At 68.6% G+C, this 19,975-nt stretch carries 18 protein-coding genes; 8 read left to right on the plus strand and 10 right to left on the minus strand.

The genetic code is table 11. The features are described from left to right. The first annotated feature begins 71 nt into the window (after positions 1-71). The 7 genes from AC1PMG_RS18665 to AC1PMG_RS18695 all read left to right on the plus strand — a co-directional run bounded on the left by AC1PMG_RS18665 (position 72) and on the right by AC1PMG_RS18695 (position 9,302). Positions 72-1,301, plus strand: a complete 1,230-nt coding sequence (locus AC1PMG_RS18665) for an ABC transporter permease (protein WP_481109834.1) — start codon at positions 72-74, stop codon at positions 1,299-1,301. Between the two features lie 48 nt (positions 1,302-1,349). Continuing rightward, positions 1,350-2,651 (plus strand): ABC transporter permease, encoded by a 1,302-nt coding sequence (locus tag AC1PMG_RS18670; RefSeq protein ID WP_481109835.1) that lies wholly within the window; start codon positions 1,350-1,352, stop codon positions 2,649-2,651. A gap of 38 nt (positions 2,652-2,689) precedes the next feature. Continuing rightward, a complete protein-coding gene (locus AC1PMG_RS18675; protein WP_342074033.1) occupies positions 2,690-3,910 on the plus strand; it encodes an ABC transporter permease in 1,221 nt (406 codons plus the stop codon). 36 nt (positions 3,911-3,946) lie between these two features. Continuing rightward, positions 3,947-5,278, plus strand: a complete 1,332-nt coding sequence (locus tag AC1PMG_RS18680) for an ABC transporter permease (RefSeq protein ID WP_481109836.1) — start codon at positions 3,947-3,949, stop codon at positions 5,276-5,278. Next, the gene (locus AC1PMG_RS18685) at positions 5,275-6,510 is read left to right on the plus strand and encodes an ABC transporter permease (RefSeq protein WP_481109837.1); all 1,236 of its coding nucleotides are present in this window, start codon (positions 5,275-5,277) and stop codon (positions 6,508-6,510) included. The genes AC1PMG_RS18680 and AC1PMG_RS18685 overlap by 4 nt, the downstream gene beginning before the upstream one ends. Before the next feature lie 102 nt (positions 6,511-6,612). Further along, positions 6,613-7,950 (plus strand): sigma-54-dependent transcriptional regulator, encoded by a 1,338-nt coding sequence (locus AC1PMG_RS18690; protein ID WP_481109838.1) that lies wholly within the window; start codon positions 6,613-6,615, stop codon positions 7,948-7,950. Beyond that, positions 7,947-9,302, plus strand: a complete 1,356-nt coding sequence (locus tag AC1PMG_RS18695; protein ID WP_017916671.1) for a sensor histidine kinase — start codon at positions 7,947-7,949, stop codon at positions 9,300-9,302. The genes AC1PMG_RS18690 and AC1PMG_RS18695 overlap by 4 nt, the downstream gene beginning before the upstream one ends. 380 nt (positions 9,303-9,682) lie before the next feature. On the opposite strand, the gene AC1PMG_RS18700 is transcribed toward AC1PMG_RS18695, so the two are convergent. Continuing rightward, positions 9,683-10,204 carry a GNAT family N-acetyltransferase gene (locus AC1PMG_RS18700; protein ID WP_481109839.1) on the minus strand — a complete coding sequence of 174 codons (522 nt, stop codon included), beginning with the start codon at positions 10,202-10,204 and terminating at the stop codon, positions 9,683-9,685. Positions 10,205-10,207: 3 nt separating this feature from the next. Then, on the minus strand, positions 10,208-11,575 hold the full coding sequence (gene glmU, locus AC1PMG_RS18705; protein ID WP_481109840.1) for a bifunctional UDP-N-acetylglucosamine diphosphorylase/glucosamine-1-phosphate N-acetyltransferase GlmU: 1,368 nt from the start codon (positions 11,573-11,575) through the stop codon (positions 10,208-10,210). 140 nt (positions 11,576-11,715) lie between these two features. On the opposite strand from glmU, the gene AC1PMG_RS18710 reads away from it, so the two are divergent. After that, a complete protein-coding gene (locus AC1PMG_RS18710) occupies positions 11,716-12,099 on the plus strand; it encodes a GtrA family protein (protein WP_481109841.1) in 384 nt (127 codons plus the stop codon). A gap of 626 nt (positions 12,100-12,725) precedes the next feature. Here the strand turns inward: AC1PMG_RS18710 and AC1PMG_RS18715 are convergent. The 8 genes from AC1PMG_RS18715 to atpE form a co-directional block, all read right to left on the minus strand. Next, a complete protein-coding gene (locus tag AC1PMG_RS18715) occupies positions 12,726-13,271 on the minus strand; it encodes a chorismate mutase (RefSeq protein WP_481111708.1) in 546 nt (181 codons plus the stop codon). A 412-nt stretch (positions 13,272-13,683) separates the two neighbouring features. After that, positions 13,684-14,106 (minus strand): F0F1 ATP synthase subunit epsilon, encoded by a 423-nt coding sequence (locus AC1PMG_RS18720; RefSeq protein ID WP_019796279.1) that lies wholly within the window; start codon positions 14,104-14,106, stop codon positions 13,684-13,686. Between the two features lie 144 nt (positions 14,107-14,250). After that, positions 14,251-15,657, minus strand: a complete 1,407-nt coding sequence (gene atpD, locus AC1PMG_RS18725) for a F0F1 ATP synthase subunit beta (RefSeq protein WP_017910295.1) — start codon at positions 15,655-15,657, stop codon at positions 14,251-14,253. A 144-nt stretch (positions 15,658-15,801) separates the two neighbouring features. Beyond that, on the minus strand, positions 15,802-16,665 hold the full coding sequence (gene atpG / locus AC1PMG_RS18730) for a F0F1 ATP synthase subunit gamma (RefSeq protein ID WP_342074030.1): 864 nt from the start codon (positions 16,663-16,665) through the stop codon (positions 15,802-15,804). Between the two features lie 187 nt (positions 16,666-16,852). Next, complete coding sequence (gene atpA, locus AC1PMG_RS18735) at positions 16,853-18,400, minus strand: F0F1 ATP synthase subunit alpha (protein WP_026143773.1); 1,548 nt, start codon at positions 18,398-18,400, stop codon at positions 16,853-16,855. Between the two features lie 147 nt (positions 18,401-18,547). Beyond that, the gene (locus tag AC1PMG_RS18740) at positions 18,548-19,075 is read right to left on the minus strand and encodes a F0F1 ATP synthase subunit delta (protein ID WP_017910292.1); all 528 of its coding nucleotides are present in this window, start codon (positions 19,073-19,075) and stop codon (positions 18,548-18,550) included. 1 nt (position 19,076) lies between these two features. Continuing rightward, complete coding sequence (locus tag AC1PMG_RS18745) at positions 19,077-19,547, minus strand: F0F1 ATP synthase subunit B (protein WP_017910291.1); 471 nt, start codon at positions 19,545-19,547, stop codon at positions 19,077-19,079. A 114-nt stretch (positions 19,548-19,661) separates the two neighbouring features. After that, positions 19,662-19,961 carry a F0F1 ATP synthase subunit C gene (atpE, locus tag AC1PMG_RS18750; protein WP_010340497.1) on the minus strand — a complete coding sequence of 100 codons (300 nt, stop codon included), beginning with the start codon at positions 19,959-19,961 and terminating at the stop codon, positions 19,662-19,664. Positions 19,962-19,975: the final 14 nt, after the last annotated feature.

Genomic DNA, 19,975 nt, shown 5'->3' on the forward strand with positions numbered 1-19,975 from the left:
CCTGCGTGGCCGCGGCCGTGCCCGATCGGCCAGGCGGCGCCGGTGCGGCGCGGCCGTTGAGCGTCGCGGTCATGGCACTGGGCCCGATGCTCTCGACGCTGTCCCGGCACCGCACCGCGGCGACGCTGATCGTGCTGGAGATCGCGCTGGCCTGCGCGATCGTCTGCAACGCGCTGTTCCTGATCGGCAACCGCATCGCGACCCTGCGCAGCGCCAGCGGCGTCGCCGAAGCGGAACTGGTGACGATCGCCCTCGGCGGCATCGGCCGGCAGGTCGACGCGGCGGCACGCACCCGCGAAGACCTGGCCGCGTTGCGCGCGCTGCCCGGCGTGCGCAACGCCACCGTCGTCAACCAAATGCCGTTCGGGGACGCCGCGTGGAACGTCGGCCTGAATCTGACCCCTGACCAGGAATGGCCCACGCTCAATGCAGCGCAGTACAAGGCCGAGGAGGCAACGCTGCGCACGCTGGGCCTGCGCCTGATCGCCGGGCGCGATTTCCGCGCCGACGAATACCTGGACCTGGACGCCCTGCGCAACGACGAGCGCCTGCGCAACGCCGGCGGCGCGGTCATCCTCAACCGGGCGGCGGCGGAAAAGATGTTCCCCGGACAGAACGCGCTGGGCAGGACCGTCTACCGCGGCACCGTGCCGGCGCAGGTGGTCGGCATCGTCGACGCCCTGGCCCGCCCCAACCCGGACCTGGTCGGCCCGGCGCAGGCGCCCTACGCATTGCTGATTCCGCTGCGCATGCCCTACACCGACGGGCTGTACGTGCTGCGCGTGCGCGACCCGGCGCAACGCCAGGTCGTGCTCGCCGCGGCGACCGCGGCGCTGATGCAGGTGGACGGCAGCCGGCTGGTGCTCGAGCAGCAGACCTACAGCGAGATCCGCGACGCCTACTTCCAGGGCGACCGCACCATGGTGTGGCTGCTCGGCGCGGTGTGCGTGGCGTTGCTGGTGGTCACCGCGCTGGGCATCGTCGGCCTGGCCAGTTTCTGGGTGCAGCAACGCACCCGGCAGATCGGCATCCGCCGCGCCCTCGGCGCCACCCGCAGCCAGATCCTGCGCGACTTCCAGGCCGAGAATTTCCTGCTGACCAGCGCCGGCATCGCGCTGGGCATGCTGCTGGCGTACGCGATCAACCAGTGGCTGATGGGCCGGTACGAACTGCCGCGGCTGCCGCTGTCCTACCTGCCACTCGGCGCGGCGACGCTGTGGCTGCTCGGCCAGTGCGCGGTGCTCGCACCGGCGCGGCGCGCGGCGGCGGTGCCGCCGGCCGTGGCCACCCGCAGCCTCTGATCCCGTCCTTCCATCGCCCGCCACCGCCCCCTTCTCCAGGACGCCACGATGTTCGGCTACTACTGCAAACTGGCGCTGCACAGCTTCCGCCGCAACCGGCTGCTCACCGCCCTGATGGTGCTGGCGATCGCGGTCGGCATTGGCGCGTCGATGACCACGCTCACCGTGTTCCATGTGCTGGCGGCCGATCCCATCCCTGGCAAGAGCGCGCAACTGTTCAACGTCGAACTCAACGTCGAACCCGACGACCGTTACGATCCGAACGACACCGACCCGCAGCAACTGACCCGCCACGATGCCGAGACGCTGCTGCGCGACCGGCGCGGCGACCGCCAGGCGATGATGTCGGCCGGCAGCGTGACGGTGGTGCCGGCGCAACCGCAGCTGACGCCGTTCGGCGCCGAAGCGCGCTACACCAGTGCCGACTTCTTTCCGATGTTCGCCGTGCCGATGCGCTACGGCCACGCCTGGACCGCGGACGACGATGCCCGGCGCGCACGTGTCGCGGTGATCTCGCGGCGGCTCAATACCCAGCTGTTCGGCGACGTGGACAGTGTCGGCCGCCAGCTCCAGCTCGGCGATGCCGTGCTGCGGGTGGTCGGGGTGATCGACGTCTGGGACATGAACCCGCGCTTCTACGATCTCACCAACAACGAGTATGGCGACAGCGAGGACGTGTTCGTGCCGTTCTCCACCGCACGCGACCTGGACCTGGACGTCAGCGGCTCGATGTCATGCTGGGGCGACCATGCCGGCAACAGGACCAGCGCGAACGCCCCCTGCGCCTGGATCCAGTACTGGGTGGAACTGGACAGCCCCGGCAAGCGCGCCGCCTACCTGGACGCGCTGCAGGCCTATGCGCAGCAGCAACGCGACGCCGGCCGCTTCCGCCATCCGCCGGACATCCACCTCAGCGACGTGATGACCTGGCTGGACCGCAACCACGCCGTGCCCTCCGACGTGCGCCTGCAGGTGTGGCTGGCGCTGGCGTTCCTGGGCATCTGCCTGCTCAACACCGCCGGGCTGATGCTGGCCAAGTTCCTGCGCCAAAGCGGCGAGATCGGCGTGCGCCGCGCGCTGGGCGCCTCGCGCCGCGCGATCTTCGCCCAGCACCTGGTCGAAGTGGCGGCGATCGGCGCGGTCGGCGGCAGCGCCGGCCTGTTGCTGGCCTGGATCGGCACCTGGCTGGTGCGGCAGCAGCCGTCCACCTACGCCGCGCTGGCGCACATGGATGGCCGCATGCTGCTGCTCGCGCTGGCGTTGAGCCTCGGCAGCGCCCTGCTCGCCGGCCTGCTGCCGGCATGGCAGGCGATGCGCGTGCCCACCGCCCTGCAGCTCAAGTCGCAATGACGCGCCACGCGCGCCCCTCTTCGCCAGGAACTCCCGCCGTGTCCCTCCATCCCATTCTCTCCAGTCTGCGCAAGCACCGCGTCGCGGCCAGCCTGATCGTGCTGGAAATCGCCTTCAGCTGCGCCGTGGTCTGCAATGCGCTGTTCCTGATCGATCAGCGGCTCGAGCGCATGCAGCGGCCCAGCGGCGTCGCCGAGCAGGAGCTGGTGCAGCTGCGCAGCCGCAGCGTGGTCAGCGACGGCAATGGCGCAGCGCAGACCCGGGCCGACCTGGACGCGCTGCGACGCATCCCGGGTGTGCGCGACGCCAGCATCATCAACCAGGCGCTGTTCGGCGATTCGCTCGGCTACAGCGGCGTGTCGCTCAGCCCGGATCAGGAACGCAGCACCCTGCACGCGGTGCAGTACTTCGGCGACGCACGGCTGCTCGACACCCTGGGCTTGCACCTGGTCGCAGGGCGCCGCTTCGCGGACGACGAGTTCATCGACGACGCGCAACTGCGCGATCCGGTGGCCAAGCGCATCCCGCCTTCGGTCATCCTCAGCCAATCGCTGGCGCAACGCCTGTTCCCCGGCCAGAACGCGGTGGGCCGCACCATCTACGTCTACGGCGAACACCGCATCGTCGGCGTGGTGCAGCGCCTGGTGCAACCCCGCGAAGGCGGGACCACCGGCCACTACGAAGACACGATGCTGTTCCCGGTGAACGTTCCCTACGATCACGGCACCTATCTGCTGCGCGTACGCGACCCGGCACAGCGCGAGGCGGTGTTGCGGCAAGCCAAGGCGACGCTGGCGCAACACGGTCCACGGCGCATGGTGAAAGGCGCCCGGACCTTGCAGCAGGCACGCGCGGCCTATTACCGCGACGACCAGGCGATGGCCTGGCTGCTGGTCGGCGTGAGCGTGGCGCTGCTGCTGGTCACCGCCCTGGGCATCGTCGGCCTGACCAGTTTCTGGGTGCAGCAGCGCACCAAGCAGATCGGCATCCGCCGCGCGCTCGGTGCCACCTGCACGCAGATCCTGCGGCATTTCCAGCTGGAGAATTTCCTGCTCGCCAGCACCGGCATCGTGCTCGGCATGCTGCTGGCCTACGCCGCCAACCTGTACCTGATGAGCGCCTACGAACTGCCGCGGCTGCCGCTGTGGTACCTGCCGGTCGGCGCGGTGGTGCTGTGGCTGCTCGGCCAGCTCGCGGTGCTGCCGCCCGCACGTCGCGCCGCGGCGGTGCCGCCGGCGGTGGCCACCCGCAGTGTCTGAGCGAACGCGGCCACCGTCCAAACGAGGAGAGGCAGGATGCTGAACCATTATCTTTTGCTGGCCTGGCGCAGCCTGCGGCGCACGCCGATCGCCACCGCGCTGATGGTGCTGGCGATCGGCCTGGGCATCGGCGCGAGCATGACCATGCTGACGGTGCTGCACGTGATGTCGCGCGACCCGCTGCCGGACAGGAGCGGTGCGCTCTACACCCCGCATCTGGATCCGTTGCCGGCCAGCTATCCCGAAAACCAGGAGTGGAGCGATCCGGCCGACAACCTTACCTGGCCAGACGCAATGGCGCTGCTGCGCGCCGCACCCGCCACGCCGCAGGCGGCGATGGCCGGGGGGCAAGCGTTGCTATGGCTACCGCGCGGCGCCCAAGCGCCGCTCGACCTGAGCGGCCGCTATGCCAGCGCCGGGTTCTTTGCCCTGTTCGGCATCCCGTTGCAGCGCGGACACGGCTGGAGCACACAGGACGACCAGAACCACGCTCGCGTCATCGTGCTGAGCCGCACCCTGGCCAATACTCTGTTCGGCGCGCGCGATCCGATCGGCCAGCGGGTAGCGCTCGGGGGAAAGCGCATCGGCTTCGAGGTGATCGGCGTGACCGGCGATTGGGATCCGCAACCGCTGTTCTACGCCGACCCGGGCAGCAAGGGCAGCTTCGGCCAGCGCGACGATTTCTTCCTGCCCCTGTCGACCGCGATGGAACTGGCACTGGACGTCAACAGCAACATCAGCAGCTGGAACAGCTTCAACGGCAACGACGCGGCGCGATTCAAGGATCCGTCGACAAGCTGGCTGCAGTTCTGGGTGCGCCTGGACACGCCGCAGCAGGTCGCCGCCTACCAGCGCTTGCTCTACGACTACGCCGCGACACAGCACGCCAGCGGACGCTTCCAGCGCCCGCCGCAGCGTGCACGCCTGTATGCGTTGATGGAGTGGCTGCGCCACCTGCGGATGGTGCCCGACGATGTGCGCCTGCAGACGCTGCTGGCGCTGGGCTTCCTGTGGATCTGCCTGGTCAACGTAATCGCCTTGCTACTGGCGAAATTCCTGCGTCGCGGCGGCGAGATCGGCGTGCGACGCGCGCTCGGCGCCCGCCGCAGCCACGTGTTCCTGCAGTTCGGCAGCGAAGCCGCGCTGATCGGGCTGCTCGGTGGCGCCGTGGGCATCGCGATCGCCGAGTTGGGTCTGTGGAGCGTGCGCCAGCGCCCGGACGACTACGCCAGGCTGGCGCGGATGGACATGCAGATGCTGCTCGCCACCGTGGCACTTGCGGTGATTGCCGCGCTGCTGGCGGGTCTGCTGCCCGCATGGCGGGCCAGCCGGATCAACCCCGCCCTGCAGATCAAGGACCTGACATGAATCTGCCGATCCGCCCCATCCTCTCCAGCCTGCAGCATCACCGCCTGACCGCCGCGCTGCTGGCCCTGCAGGTCGCACTGACCTGCGCCTTCGTCGCCAACGCCGTGTTCCTGATCGGTGGGCGCATCGAACGTCTGCGGGTCTCCAGCGGCTTGCCCGAGGAAGAACTGGCGCTGATCTCGGTTCGCGGCGTCCAGAGCGATGGCAATGCGCTGGCCCAGCAGCAATCCGATCTGCGGGCGTTGCGCAGCATTCCCGGTGTCACCGCGGCCGCCGCGATCGGCTTCAGCCTGCCACTGTCCGGCGGCGCCAACGACTATGGCGGTTGCCCCGACCGGCAGACGCTGGACCGCGCGATGGCGCAGCATTCGATGGACAATACAGGGTGCATCCAGGCCACGTATTACTCCGGCTCGCAAGGTTTCGTGCAGGCCATGGGCGCGCACCTGATCGCTGGCCGCGACTTCCGTGCCGACGAATATTCCACCGCCACGCCAAGCGCCGTGATTGTCACCCGCACGCTGGCGCAGCAACTATGGCCAGGTCAACCTGCGGTCGGCAAAACGCTATACGGAGGAGGCCAGGGTGCCATTGTCGTCGGCGTCGTCGACGATCTGCTGCGCACGACGCTGCGAGGCGCAGCGGTCGACCATCTGGCCGCGCTGTCGCCGCAGCTTCCCGCGGGCAACCAGGTGCAATACCTGTTGCGCAGCGCGCCGCAGGACCGCGAACGGGTCCTGGCCGCGGCGGCCGGCGCGCTGGTACAGGCAGGGCCGCTGCGGCTGATTCCGCTCGAAGGGCGCCGCAGCTACGCCCAGCTGCGGCAGCGCTATTTCCAGCGCGATGCCACCATGATCGGGTTGCTGCTCGCGGCGACCACGGGCCTGTTGTTCGTGACCGCCCTGGGCATCGGCGGGCTGGCCAGTTTCTGGGTGCAGCAACGCACGCGCCAGATCGGCATCCGCCGCGCCATCGGCGCGACCCGTCGCGACATCCTGCGCCATTTCCAGACCGAAAACCTGCTGATCGTGAGCGCCGGCAGCGCCGTGGGCATGGTGCTGGCGTTGCTGCTCAATCAAGCGCTGTTGCAGCGTTACGATCTGCCACGCCTGCCGCTGGGCTACCTGCCGACCGTCGCTGCGGTGCTCTTGCTGCTCGGCCAGCTGGCGATCCTGGCGCCCGCACGTCGCGCCGCGGCGGTGCCGCCGGCGGTGGCCACCCGCAGTGTCTGAGCCGCCGATGCACGCAGGCACGACAAGCCGCGCGCGGGCTGCGATGATGCCGCCTGGTCCGTTTTTCTCCGCCGGCGTGTCCCGCCGCGCCCAAGGTGCACGATGCCCTGCCTGCTGATCATCGACGACAACCCCGCGGTCGCCACCGCGCTGGAAGTGCTGTTCTCCCTGCACGACATCGACACCGTCCATGCCGACAGCCCGCAGGCCGGCCTGCAGCGGCTGAGCGAGGGCGACATCGACCTGGTCCTGCAGGACATGAACTTCACCGCCGACACCACCTCCGGCGAGGAAGGCGTCGCCCTGTTCGAGGCGATCCGCACGCGCCATCCGGATCTGCCGGTGATCCTGCTGACCGCCTGGACCCAGCTCAGCAGCGCGGTGGAACTGGTCAAGGCCGGCGCCGCCGACTACCTGGCCAAGCCCTGGGACGACCGCAAGCTGCTGACCACGGTCAACAACCTGCTGGAACTGTCCGAGACCCGCCGCGAACTGGAGCGCCGCCGCGACGGCGAACGCCGCCATCGCCAGCAGCTGGCGCAGCGCTACGACCTGTGCGGCGCGGTGTTCGCCGACCCCGCCAGCGAGCGCGCGATCGCCCTGGCCTGCCAGGTGGCGCGCTCGGAACTGCCGGTGCTGATCACCGGGCCCAACGGCAGCGGCAAGGAGAAGATCGCGCAGATCATCCAGGCCAACTCCTCGGTGCGGCGCGGCCCGTTCGTGGCCCTCAATTGCGGCGCGATCCCGGCCGAACTGATCGAGGCCGAGCTGTTCGGCGCCGAGGCAGGCGCCTACACCGGCGCCAACAAGGTGCGCGAGGGCAAGTTCGAGGCCGCCGACGGCGGCACCCTGTTCCTGGACGAGATCGGCAACCTGTCGCTGGCCGGGCAGATGAAGCTGCTGCGGGTGCTGGAGACCGGCCGGTTCGAGCGGCTCGGCTCCAACCGCGAGCGGCAGGTCAAGGTGCGGGTGATCAGCGCCACCAATGCCGACCTGACCGCGATGATCCGCGACGGCAGCTTCCGCGAGGACCTGTACTACCGGCTCAACGCGGTGGAACTGTCGCTGCCGGCGCTGGCCGAGCGCCCCGGCGACATCGTGCCGCTGGCCGAACACTTCCTCTCCGGCGACAAGCCGCTGTCGGCTGGCGCCTGCCAGGCGCTGCAGCGCCACGCCTGGCCCGGCAACGTGCGCGAACTGCGCAACGTGGTGCAGCGCGCCGAACTGCTGGCCGGCGGTGCGCAGATCGAGGCCGCCGACCTCAACCTGCCCAAGCCCGCAGCGCCGCGCACGGCCGCCGCCGCCGAACCCGACCGCGAACGCATCGTGGCGGAACTGGGCCGCGCGCATGGCGTCATCGCCCAGGCCGCCGCGGAGCTGGGCATGAGCCGGCAGGCGCTGTACCGGCGCATGGACCGCTACGGCATCCCGCGCGAATGAAACTGCGCCGCTCCTTCACCGTCATGCTGTTCCTGCGCCTGCTGCCGGTGCTGGCGCTGGCCGCCGCCCTGCCGTGGCTGCTGGCCTACTGGATGGACCGCGGCTGGGAAGTGGTGACGGCCTCGGCGCTGGCCCTGCTGCTGTTGATGTGGTGGACATTGCGTCGTGCCACCGCGCCGATGCGCTCGCTGTTCCGCGCCCTGGCCGGCACCGTCAGCAGCTACCGCGACGGCGAGTACAACTTCGGCGTGCACTGGCGCGGCGACGACGAACTCGGCGAGATGGTCGCCGCGCATGCGCAACTGGGCGAGATCCTGCGCGAACAGCGCCAGGGCCTGGCGCAGCGCGAGCTGATGCTCGACACCATGGTGCAGAACACCCCGGTGGCGATGCTGCTCACCTCCAAGGGCGGCGACGGCCTGCGCCGCGTGGTGTTCTCCAACCTGGCCGCGCGCAAGCTGCTGCACAGCGGCTGGAAGCTGGAAGGACAACGCCTGGACGATCTGCTGCTGGGCGTGCCGGCGCCGCTGCGCGAGGCGATCTCGCGCGGCGGCGACAGTCTGTTCGCCATCGAAGGCAGCGACGAGGATCCGGAGGAGGAGCAGATCTACCACCTGTCGCAGCGCCGCTTCCATCTCAACGGCCGCCCGCACGAACTGCTGCTGATCCGCCTGCTCACCGCCGAACTGCGCCGCCAGGAAGTGCACACCTGGAAGAAGGTGATCCGGGTGATCAGCCACGAACTCAACAACTCGCTGGCGCCGATCGCCTCGCTGGCGCACTCCGGCGCCGAGCTGGTGCGGCGGCAGAAGGTGGAGCGGCTGGAAGAGGTGTTCGGCACCATCGAGGAACGCGCGCGGCACCTGGAGGGCTTCATCCGCGGCTACGCGCGCTTCGCCAAGCTGCCGCAGCCGCAACTGCAGACGGTGCACTGGGCGCAGTTCCTGGCCGGGCTGCAGCAGCAGATTCCGTTCGCGCTGGACCTGGAGTCGCCGGACCTGCACAGCCGGGTCGACCCGGCGCAACTGCAGCAGGCGCTGCTCAACCTGGTCAAGAACGCACACGAATCCCTGCCCGAGGGGCAGACGCCGGCCGACGGCGTGCGCGTGCGCGTGTCCACCCGCCCGGACTGGCTGCGCCTGGAAGTGCTGGACCGCGGCAGCGGCATGAACGAGGCGGTGCTGCACAACGCGTTGATGCCGTTCTACTCGACCAAGCGCAACGGCACCGGCCTGGGCCTGGCCCTGACCCGCGAGATCGTCGAAGCCCACGGCGGCCGCCTGTCGCTGCACAACCGCGACGAAGGCGGGCTGTGCGTGACGGTGCAGTTGCCGCAGGGGGAGCGGGGCTGATTGTTTTTGGAGCCGGGATTGGGGAGTTGGGATTTGGGATTGGAAAGCTGACGCCCGGGACTGGGACCCGGAACCCGGAACCCGTAGAGCGTCATCGCGGATGAGGCGAGCCTTGTGGCTGCTGGGGAAGATCCAGTTCGCAACGAGGGCCGCCACTGTGGGTCTGGGCGCGCACGACGCGTTCGATGCTGCGCCACGGCCGATGGCCAAGTGCGCGATCACCCTACGATGACAAGCATGCATTCCTCGACCGTTGGTTCGACGCCGGTCTTGTCGATGAAGCGACCAAGGCCGGCGCGAGGGACGCGTTGGACGTGCACGACGTCCGCTCGGCCCCGTGCAACGCTACGCCCGCGACCGAGGGCGCCGACTGCCGTGCGTCAGCGCGATGGCAGCGGACAACGCATCGCCACCCGCAGGTGCATCGGGAAACCGAGCGCGGCTTCCTGTCGCCAGGTCGCGCGCAACTGTGGTCGCCACTGCGCAGGCGGCAGCTCGACGAAACCCTCGCTGGCGTAGAACGGCGCATTCCACGGCACGTCGCGCAAGGTGGTCAGCAGCATGCATTGGAAGCCAGCAACTGCCGCGGCCGCGCGCGCATGCCGCAGCAACGCCCGACCATGGCCGCGGCGTCCGTAGCGCGGATCCACGTCCATCTGCTGCACATGGAAACCGTCGTCCAGGCACCCGCCGAGCAGATAGCCGACGCAACGTTCGTCCTCGTCCAGCGCCACCCATAGCTGCTCGCGCGTCAGTCCGGCGCGCAGCGCCTCCGCATCCAGTCCGTGCGCCGCGAACACGGCCTGCGCCGGATGTCCCTGCAGCAGGGCGCCGGCGCGCCGCTCGATCTCCGGCAATCGCGCCAACTCCTGCTCGCGCGCCAGACGGATGCTTCCGGCCATGCCTCAGTCGCGCTTGCCCGGGCGTTTCCAGCCTTCGACGGTTTCCTGGCGTACGCGCGCCACGCTCAGCTTGCCGGCCGGCGCGCCGCGGGTGATCACCGAGCCGGCGCCGATGGTGGCGCCGTCGCCGATCTCCAGCGGCGCCACCAGCGCGCTGTTGGAGCCGACGAACACGCCATCGCCGATCACCGTCTGCGACTTGTTGACGCCGTCGTAGTTGCAGGTGATCACCCCGGCGCCGACGTTGACGCCGCTGCCGATGGTCGCGTCGCCGAGGTAGGTCAGGTGATTGGCCTTGCTGCCGACGCCCAGCACCGCCTTCTTGGTCTCGACGAAGTTGCCGATGTGCACGCCGTCCGCCAGCACCGTGCCCGGGCGCAGCCGCGCGAACGGGCCGATCTGCACCGCACCCTCGGCGACCACGCCTTCCAGGTCGCAATGCGCACGCACCTCGGTACCCGGCCCCAGCACCACGTCCTTCAAGCGCACGAACGGGCCGATGCTGACGCCGTCGCCCAGTTCCACCTCGCCTTCCAGGATCACGTTGGCGTCGATGCGCACGTCGTGGCCGGCGCGCACGCGGCCGCGCTGGTCCAGGCGGTTCGGGTCGATCAGTTGCACGCCCTGCTCGCACAGTGCACGCGCGGCGCGCAACTGCCAGGCGCGTTCCAGTTGCGCCAGCTGCCACGGATCGTTGGCGCCCTCGGCCTCGATCGGATCGGCCACCAGCACCATTTCCGCCGGGGTGAATTCGGCGGTGGCGGCGGCGAACACATCGGTGAGGTAGTACTCGCGCTGCGCGTTGTCGTTGCGCAACTGCGCCAGCCAGCGCTTCAGCGCGGTGGACTCGGCGGTGACGATGCCGGTGTTGATGGTGCGGATACGCCGCTGCTCGTCGTCGGCGTCCTTCTGCTCGACGATCGCCGCGACCTTGCCGGCGGCATCGCGCACGATGCGGCCGTAGCCAGCGGGATCTTCCGGCTCGGCCACCAGCACCGCGACGCGACCGGGCGCATGCAGCAGGCGGGTCAGGGTCTCGGCGCGGATCAGCGGCACGTCGCCGTACAGCACCAGCACCGTAGCGGCATCGGGCACGGCCGCCATCGCCTGCTGCACCGCGTGGCCGGTGCCCAGCTGTTGCGCCTGCTCGGCCCACAGCAGGTCCGGCTGGTCGGCGAAGGCCGCGAGCACCGCCTCGCCGCCGTGGCCATGGACGATGTGGATCGCATCCGGCTGCAGTTGGCGCGCGGTCTCGATCACATGCGCCAGCATCGGCCGGCCGGCGATCGGCTGCAGCACCTTGGGCTTGACCGACTTCATCCGCTTGCCCGCGCCGGCGGCGAGGATCACGACGTGCAGGGGCAGACTCATGGGGCGGTTCCGTTGCGGGTGGACGACGAATTCTAGAGGCTGCCGGCCACGCCTGCCGTCACGAATGCGCCACACGCGGCAGGCTGCACATCGGCGCCGCAGGCGCTAGCATGCGCGATCGTCTTCTCCTGCGGATGTTCATGAGTCTCCTACGCCAGGGCAGCCAGTTCCTGCTGATCGGCCTGCTGCAATTGCTGGTCGACTGGAGCGTGTTCGTCGCCGCCACCGCGGCCGGCATGCCGACGGTCCCGGGCAACGTGCTGGGCCGCGTCTGCGGCGCCCTGCTCGGGTTCTGGCTCAACGGCCGCATCACCTTCGCCAACGACGACGCCGCGCGCCTGGGCTGGCGCCGCTTCGGCCGCTTCATGGCGATGTGGATCGTGCTCACCGCGCTCAGCACCTGGCTGGTGGCGCTGTGCGCCCACGCCCTGGGCCTGCGCCTGGCCTGGCTGGCCAAACCGCTGGTCGAGGGCATGCTGGCGGTGGTGTCGTTCTTCCTGGGCCGGCAGTTGGTCTACCGGTAACGCTGGCGGCACGGCAGGCGGGCGGCACGCTGTGCGCGATCGGCGCTGGCTGTCGGGGCTGAAGCCCCTCCCACAAAGACTTAGCGGATGCCGGGAACATCCCGGTGGGAGCGACTTCAGTCGCGGCGAGCGAAGCCCGGGCAACGGGATACTCCCCCTCTCGCGAGCGAGAGGAGCCGGCTTCGACATCTGCGCGGCTGGACGCCCCTCTCACAGAAGACCAATCAGATACAGCAAGCGTTCCCAGATGAGCGACTCCAGGTCGCCTCTAATCCCTGCTTCCGCCCAGAACCACGTTGCACCGCAGGAGCGGCTTCAGCCGCGACCGGGCGCTACCGGTAGAGCTTGTCGCGGCTGAAGCCGCTCCTACGAGTGCGCCGGCTACTTCCATGAGGGGCACCCGCCGCGAAGAGCGAAGTCCGGACAGCGATCGGCCTCAACGGCTGTCGGGACTGAAGCCCCTCCCACAAAGACTTAGCGGATGCCGGGAACATCCCTGTGGGAGCGACTTCAGTCGCGACGAGCGAGGCCTAGACGGCCACGCAGATCGGCCTGCAGAGCGCCAGAACGGTTCCAGCGCCGCGTCGGGCGCAGCCAGCACATCGCTGGCCCCCGCTACCGCCAACTCAGTGGCAGAAATCGCCCAGGCTGCGCACCAGCGCGGTGCGGTGCAGCTGGTCCAACTGCCAGCGCAGCGCATAGGCCTCGGCCGCGCGCGCGGTCGTCACCGGGCAATCCGGGGCCTGACGCACCGCGGCGCTGGCCTGCAGCGCATCCAGCATCTCGCCCTGCAGCTGGTCCAGGCGCGCGCGCAGCGCGGTCAGGTCCGGGCGCGGGCTGTTGGGCGCGCGGCCGTGCAGGTGCCAGCGCGACAGCAGTTCGTACTGCACCAGCTTGTTGGATTCGATCTGCATGCCGAAGAAGCGCGCCGCATCGTCCGGATCCACGCCGTGGGCCGGCGCCTGATCGCGCACGCTCGCCAGCACCGCGGCCTCGCGCGTGGCGTCCAGCACCGGCTTGCCGCTGTCCCACTTGCTCAGCGCCACCTGGTCGCCGATCGCATTGCGCTCGACGATGCGATCCAGCAGCGGCTCCAACGGGGTGGCGCTGCGTGCGGGCAATGCGCATCCCATCAACAGGGCGCCGGCCAGCACGGCGGTCAGCGCATGCATGCAGGGACGAGGAACGGAAGCGGACAGGCTCATCTCGGTTCTCCGGTAACCGTCTGCGGGTGGGGGATGGACCGCAGATCGGGCGGCCATCTTGCCGCAGTCCACCGACCGCGCGATGACCGCACCCGCGTCTTGTCGCGTGACAGCGCGGCCGAGTCAGCGACCAGCAAGCCAGCGCCGTGCGCTGCGTCGCAGTCCAACTCAATCGCGGGCCGCGCCGCAGGAATGCGATCTTCACGGCGGCCCAATGCGCCTGCGCGTCACAGAGTGCGGCAAGCCGGGTGCGCGAGATGATCCCCCACATGCACGCGGAGGCAGCGTGCGAAGGAGCCCCATCTCCCAGACACGACAACGCCGGCAAACGCCGGCGTCGTCGTCGCGCATGCGGCCATGCGGCCGCGGGGCGGTGAACTCAGTGCTTGAGGTTCTTGCGCAGGCGCTCCAGCGCCTGCAACTGCGCGGTGACCTCGGCCAGCTTGGCCTGCGCCTCGGCCACGTCCATGCCTTCGCCGCGGTTGGCGAGCAGGCGCTCGGCTTCTTCCTTGGCCTTGCGCACCGACGCTTCGTCGATGTCCTGCGCGCGGATCGCGGTGTCGGCCAGGATCGTCACCACCTGCGGCTGCACCTCGAGGATGCCGCCGGAAATGGCGAAATCCAGCTGCTCGCCGCTCGGGGTGGTCACCACCACCTTGCCGGGCTTGAGCCGGGTGATCAACGGCGCATGCTTGGGCGCGATGCCCAGCTCGCCCAGCTCGCCGGTCGCGACCACCAGGGTGGCGTCGCCGTGGTAGATCTCATGCTCGGCGCTGACGATGTCGCAACGGATGGTGCTCATGGTTACCTCGCTGGCGCGAGGCGGGATTGGGGAGTCGGGATTGGGGATTGGCCCAAGCGGTCGAGCCGCTTCGTCCTCACACCCACTCCCTTGTCCTCGATGCCGCCTTGCGAATCCCTAATCCCGAATGCCGAATCCCGGCTCTTACGCCTTCTCGGCCATCTTCTTGGCCTTCTCGACCGCTTCCTCGATGCCGCCGACCATGTAGAAGGCCTGCTCCGGCAGGTGGTCGTACTCGCCGTCGACGATGGCCTTGAAGCCGCGGATGGTGTCCTTCAGCGACACGTACTTGCCCGGCGAGCCGGTGAACACCTCGGCCACGTGGAACGGCTGGCTGAAGAAGCGCTCGATCTTGCGCGCGCGCGACACGGCCTGCTTGTCCTCTTCGGACAGTTCGTCCATGCCCAGGATCGCGATGATGTCCTTCAGTTCCTTGTACTTCTGCAAGGTGGACTGCACGCGGCGGGCGGTGTCGTAGTGCTCGTGGCCGATCACGTTCGGGTCCAGCTGGCGGCTGGTCGAATCCAGCGGATCCACCGCCGGGTAGATACCCAGCGAGGCGATGTTACGCGACAGCACGACGGTGGCGTCGAGGTGGGCGAAGGTGGTCGCCGGCGACGGGTCGGTCAGGTCGTCCGCGGGCACGTACACGGCCTGGATCGAGGTGATCGAGCCGGACTTGGTCGAGGTGATGCGCTCCTGCAGCACGCCCATTTCCTCGGCCAGGGTCGGCTGGTAGCCCACCGCCGACGGCATGCGGCCCAGCAGCGCCGACACTTCGGTACCGGCCAGGGTGTAGCGGTAGATGTTGTCGACGAACAGCAGCACGTCCTTGCCCTTGCCCGAGGCGTCCTTCTCGTCGCGGAAGTACTCGGCCATGGTCAGGCCGGTCAGCGCGACGCGCAGGCGGTTGCCCGGCGGCTCGTTCATCTGGCCGTACACCATCGCCACCTTGTCCAGGACGTTGGAGTCCTTCATCTCGTGGTAGAAGTCGTTGCCCTCGCGGGTACGCTCGCCCACGCCGGCGAACACGGACAGACCCGAGTGCGCCTTGGCGATGTTGTTGATCAGCTCCATCATGTTGACGGTCTTGCCGACGCCGGCGCCGCCGAACAGGCCGACCTTGCCGCCCTTGGCGAACGGGCACATCAGGTCGATGACCTTGATGCCGGTTTCCAGCAGCTCGGTGGCCGAGGACTGGTCTTCGTAGGTCGGCGCCGCGCGGTGGATTTCCCAATGGTCGGTGGCCTGCACGTCGCCGGCCTCGTCGATCGGACGCCCCAGCACGTCCATGATGCGGCCCAGCGTGCCGGCGCCGACCGGCACCGAGATCGCACGGCCGGTGTTGGTGGCGACCAGGTTGCGCTTGAGGCCGTCGGTGGAGCCGAGGGCGATCGTACGCACGACGCCGTCGCCCAACTGCTGCTGCACTTCCAGCGTGATGGCGGTGCCGTCGACCTTCAGTGCGTCGTACACCTTCGGCACATCGGCACGCGCGAATTCGACGTCGACGACCGCGCCGATGATCTGAACGATCTTGCCCTGACTCATTTTGCTGCTCCGGTTAGCTTTAGTTCTGTCCGGATGGCCTGCGCCATCCCATGGATTTCGTGAGTGGGGATTCGCGATTCGGGATTCGCAAAAGCGCGCTGCGCTGCTCTTGCCGACCCGACTCTCCAATCCCCAATCCCGGCACTACACGGCCGCTGCGCCGCCGACGATTTCGGAAATTTCCTGGGTGATCGCAGCCTGACGCGCCTTGTTGTAGACCAACTGCAAGGTGCTGATCAGCTTGCTGGCGTTGTCGCTGGCCGCCTTCATCGCGACCATGCGCGCCGCATGCTCGGACGCCACGTTCTCCAGCACCGCCTGGTACACCAGCGACTCGATGTAACGCGTCATCACGTGCTCGAGCACGCTCGCGGCATCGGGTTCGTACAGGTAGTCCCAGTCGTGGTGCGCGACCTGGCTCTCGGCCGCCGGCAGCGGCAGCAGCTGGTCGAAGCTGGCCTTCTGCGTCATCGTGTTGACGAAGCGGTTGTAGACCAGATACACGCGGTCCAGCTTGCCTTCGGTGAACGCATCCAACATCACCTTGATCACGCCGATCAACTGCTCCAGCTGCGGCAGGTCGCCGAGGTGGCTGACGCTGCCGACCATGTCCACCTTGAGCCGGCGGAAGAACACCGAGGCCTTCTGGCCGATGGTGACCACGTCCACGCCCGCGCCCTGGTCCTGCCACTGGCGCACTTCGCCCAGCATCTTGCGGAACAGGTTGTTGTTCAGGCCGCCGGCCAGGCCGCGATCGGAGGAGATCACGATGTAGCCGACGCGCTTGACCGACTCGCGCTGCACCAGGAACGGATGCGTGTAATCGGTGCTGGCCTGCGCCAGATGCCCGATCACCTGCTTCATCGCCTGCGCGTACGGACGCGAGGTCTTCATCCGATCCTGCGCCTTGCGGATCTTGGAAGCCGAGACCATCTCGAGCGCGCGCGTCACCTTGCGGGTGTTCTGCACGCTCTTGATCTTGGATTTGATTTCGCGTCCGCCTGCCATGCTCTCGCTCGCTCCGCTCGTGGGATTCGGGATTGGGGATTGGGGATTCGCTAACGCTCCCAAACCCACCTCACCTACAAACCCAAATACCTGACTCTTGAGATCCGTAACGGTGATTGGGGATCGGCAGATCCCCTGTACCACCGCTCTTACGAATCCCGAATGCCCAATCCCGAATCCCGGCTCTTTACCAGCTACCGGTGGTCTTGAACTCGCCGATGCCCTTCTTGAACGCGGCCTCGATGTCGCCGTTCCAGTCGCCGGTGTCGTTGACCTTGGCGATCAGCTCGCCCTGGGTGTTGGCGAAGTGGGCATGCAGGCCCTCTTCGAACGCCAGCAGCTTGTTGACCGGCACGTCGTCGAGGTAGCCCTCGTTGACCGCGTAGATCGACAGCGCCTGGTTGGCGATGGACATCGGCATGTACTGCTTCTGCTTCATCAGCTCGGTGACGCGCTGGCCGCGCTCGAGCTGCTTGCGGGTGGCTTCGTCCAGGTCCGAGGCGAACTGCGCGAACGCCGCCAGCTCGCGGTACTGCGCCAGCGAGATGCGGATGCCGCCGGAGAGCTTCTTGATGATCTTGGTCTGCGCGGCGCCGCCGACGCGCGACACCGAGATACCGGCGTTCACCGCCGGGCGGATGCCGGCGTTGAACAGGTCGGTTTCCAGGAAGATCTGGCCGTCGGTGATCGAGATCACGTTGGTCGGCACGAACGCGGACACGTCGCCGGCCTGGGTCTCGATGATCGGCAGCGCGGTCAGCGAACCGGTCTTGCCCTTGACCTCGCCCTTGGTGAACTGCTCCACGTACTCCTCGGACACGCGCGCGGCGCGCTCCAGCAGGCGGCTGTGCAGGTAGAACACGTCGCCCGGGTAGGCTTCGCGGCCCGGCGGGCGCTTCAGCAGCAGCGAGATCTGGCGGTAGGCCACGGCCTGCTTGGACAGATCGTCGTACACGATCAGCGCGTCTTCGCCGCGGTCCATGAAGTACTCGCCCATGGTGCAACCGGCGTAGGCGCTGATGTACTGCATCGCCGCCGATTCGGAGGCGGTCGCGGCGACCACGATGGTGTGCGCCAGCGCGCCGTTCTCTTCCAGCTTGCGCACGATGTTGGCGACGGTCGAGGCCTTCTGCCCGATCGCCACGTACACGCACTTGATGCCGGTGTTCTTCTGGTTGATCACCGCGTCGATGGCCAGCGCGGTCTTGCCGGTCTGGCGGTCGCCGATGACCAGCTCGCGCTGGCCGCGGCCGATCGGGATCATCGCGTCGACCGACTTGTAGCCGGTCTGCACCGGCTGGTCGACCGACTTGCGCCAGATCACGCCCGGCGCCACGCGCTCCACCGGCGCGGTCTGGCTGGTGCCCAGCGGGCCCTTGCCGTCGATCGGCTCGCCCAGCGCGTTGACCACGCGGCCCAGCAGTTCCTTGCCGACCGGCACTTCCAGGATGCGGCCGGTGGTCTTGGCCACGTCGCCTTCGCGCAGGTTCTCGTAGTCGCCGAGCACCACGGCGCCGACCGAGTCGCGCTCCAGGTTCAGCGCCAGGGCGTAAGTGTCGTTCGGCAGTTCGATCATTTCGCCCTGCATCACGTCGGCCAGGCCGAAGATGCGCACGATGCCGTCGGACACGCTGGTGACCGTGCCTTCGTTGCGCGACTCCGCGGCCAGCTTGACCTGCTCGATGCGGTTCTTGATCAGTTCGCTGATTTCGGAGGGGTTGAGCGTGGTTGCCATCTTGGTTTCCTTCGGATCGTCCATCGCGCAGCGGCGGATGGCGACGTGTGGTTAGCTTCTTTGAGAATCGGGAATGGGGAATCGGGAATCGCGGGTGGCGTCGCCGCCGGGCCGGGTTCTCTCCTCTCTATTCGCCATTCCCGTTTCTTAGTGGGCCAGTGCGGATTGCAGACGCGACAGCTTGCCTTTCAACGAACCGTCGATGACCACGTCGCCGGCATCGATCACCGCGCCGCCGATCAGCGAAGCGTCCACCGCCGTGGTGATCTCGACCTCGCGGCCGAAGCGCTGCTTCAGCGCCACCTTCAGCGAGGCCACCTCGGCATCGCTCAGCGCCGTCGCGGAGGTCACGTTGGCCTGCACCACGCGCTCGGCCTCGGCCCGCAGCTGGTCGTACAGCCCGGCGATCTCCGGCAGCAGCGGCAGCCGCTGGCCTTCGGCCAGCAGGCTCAGGAAGCGCTGGTACTGCTCGTCGGCCGCTTCCGGCGCCAGCAGCGACACCGCCTGCTCCCGCTGCAGCAGCGGGTTGTGCAGCAGCGCGGCCACGCGCGGATCGGCGGCGACCTGGGCGGAGAACGCCAGCGCCTGCGACCAGGGCGCGAGCTTGCCGGCGTCGCTGGCCGCGGCGAACGCGGCGCGAGCGTAGGGACGCGCCAGTGTGAGGGCCTGGCTCATCTCAGATCTCCGCCGCCAGCTCGTCGAGCAGCGCCTTGTGGGCGTTGGCGTCGATTTCGCGCTTGAGCAGCTTCTCGGCGCCGCTCACCGCCAGCAGCGACACCTGGCGACGCAGGTCTTCGCGCGCGCGGTTGGCCGCGGCGTCGATCTCGGCCTGGGCCAGTTCCTTCTGCCGGTTGGCTTCGACGATCGCCTCGTGCTTGGCCGCCTCGACGATCTGGTTGGCGCGCGCATGGGCCTGATCGATGATCTCGTTGGCCTTGATGCGGGCGTCCTTCAACGCTTCGTTGACCTTTTCCTGCGCCTGCGCCAGATCCTTCTGACTGCGATCGGCGGCGGCCAGGCCTTCGGCGATCTTCTGTTGGCGCTCTTCGATGGCCTGCATCAGCGGCGGCCAGATCTTGGTCGCGACGATCCAGATCAGACCGGCGAACGCCAGCGCCTGGGCAAAGAGGGTGAGACCGATATTCATGGGGTACGCTCAGCCAATGGTGACGGGGTGGACGCGCCGCCAGCACGGCGACGCGTCCGAACCTTCATCCGTAGCGGCGGCCGCCGATGGCGACCGCACGCCGGTACGACGGGATCAACCGCCCTGCGGCAGACGCGCGACGAACTCGCCGATCATCGGGTTGGCGAACGCGAACAGCAGGCCGACCGCGACGCTGATGATGAACGCGGCGTCGATCAGGCCGGCGGTGATGAACATGCGGACCTGCAGCACCGGGATCAGTTCCGGCTGGCGCGCGGCCGATTCCAGGAACTTGCCGGCCATGATGGCCAGACCGAGGCCGGCGCCCAGCGCGGCCAGGCCGATCATGATGCCGACGGCGAGGACGGTGGAGCTCTGGACTTGGGCGAGGTTGGTCAGGACGGCGAAGTACATGGTTTTCTCCAGGA

This window comes from Xanthomonas sp. NCPPB 2250 (assembly GCF_056725265.1).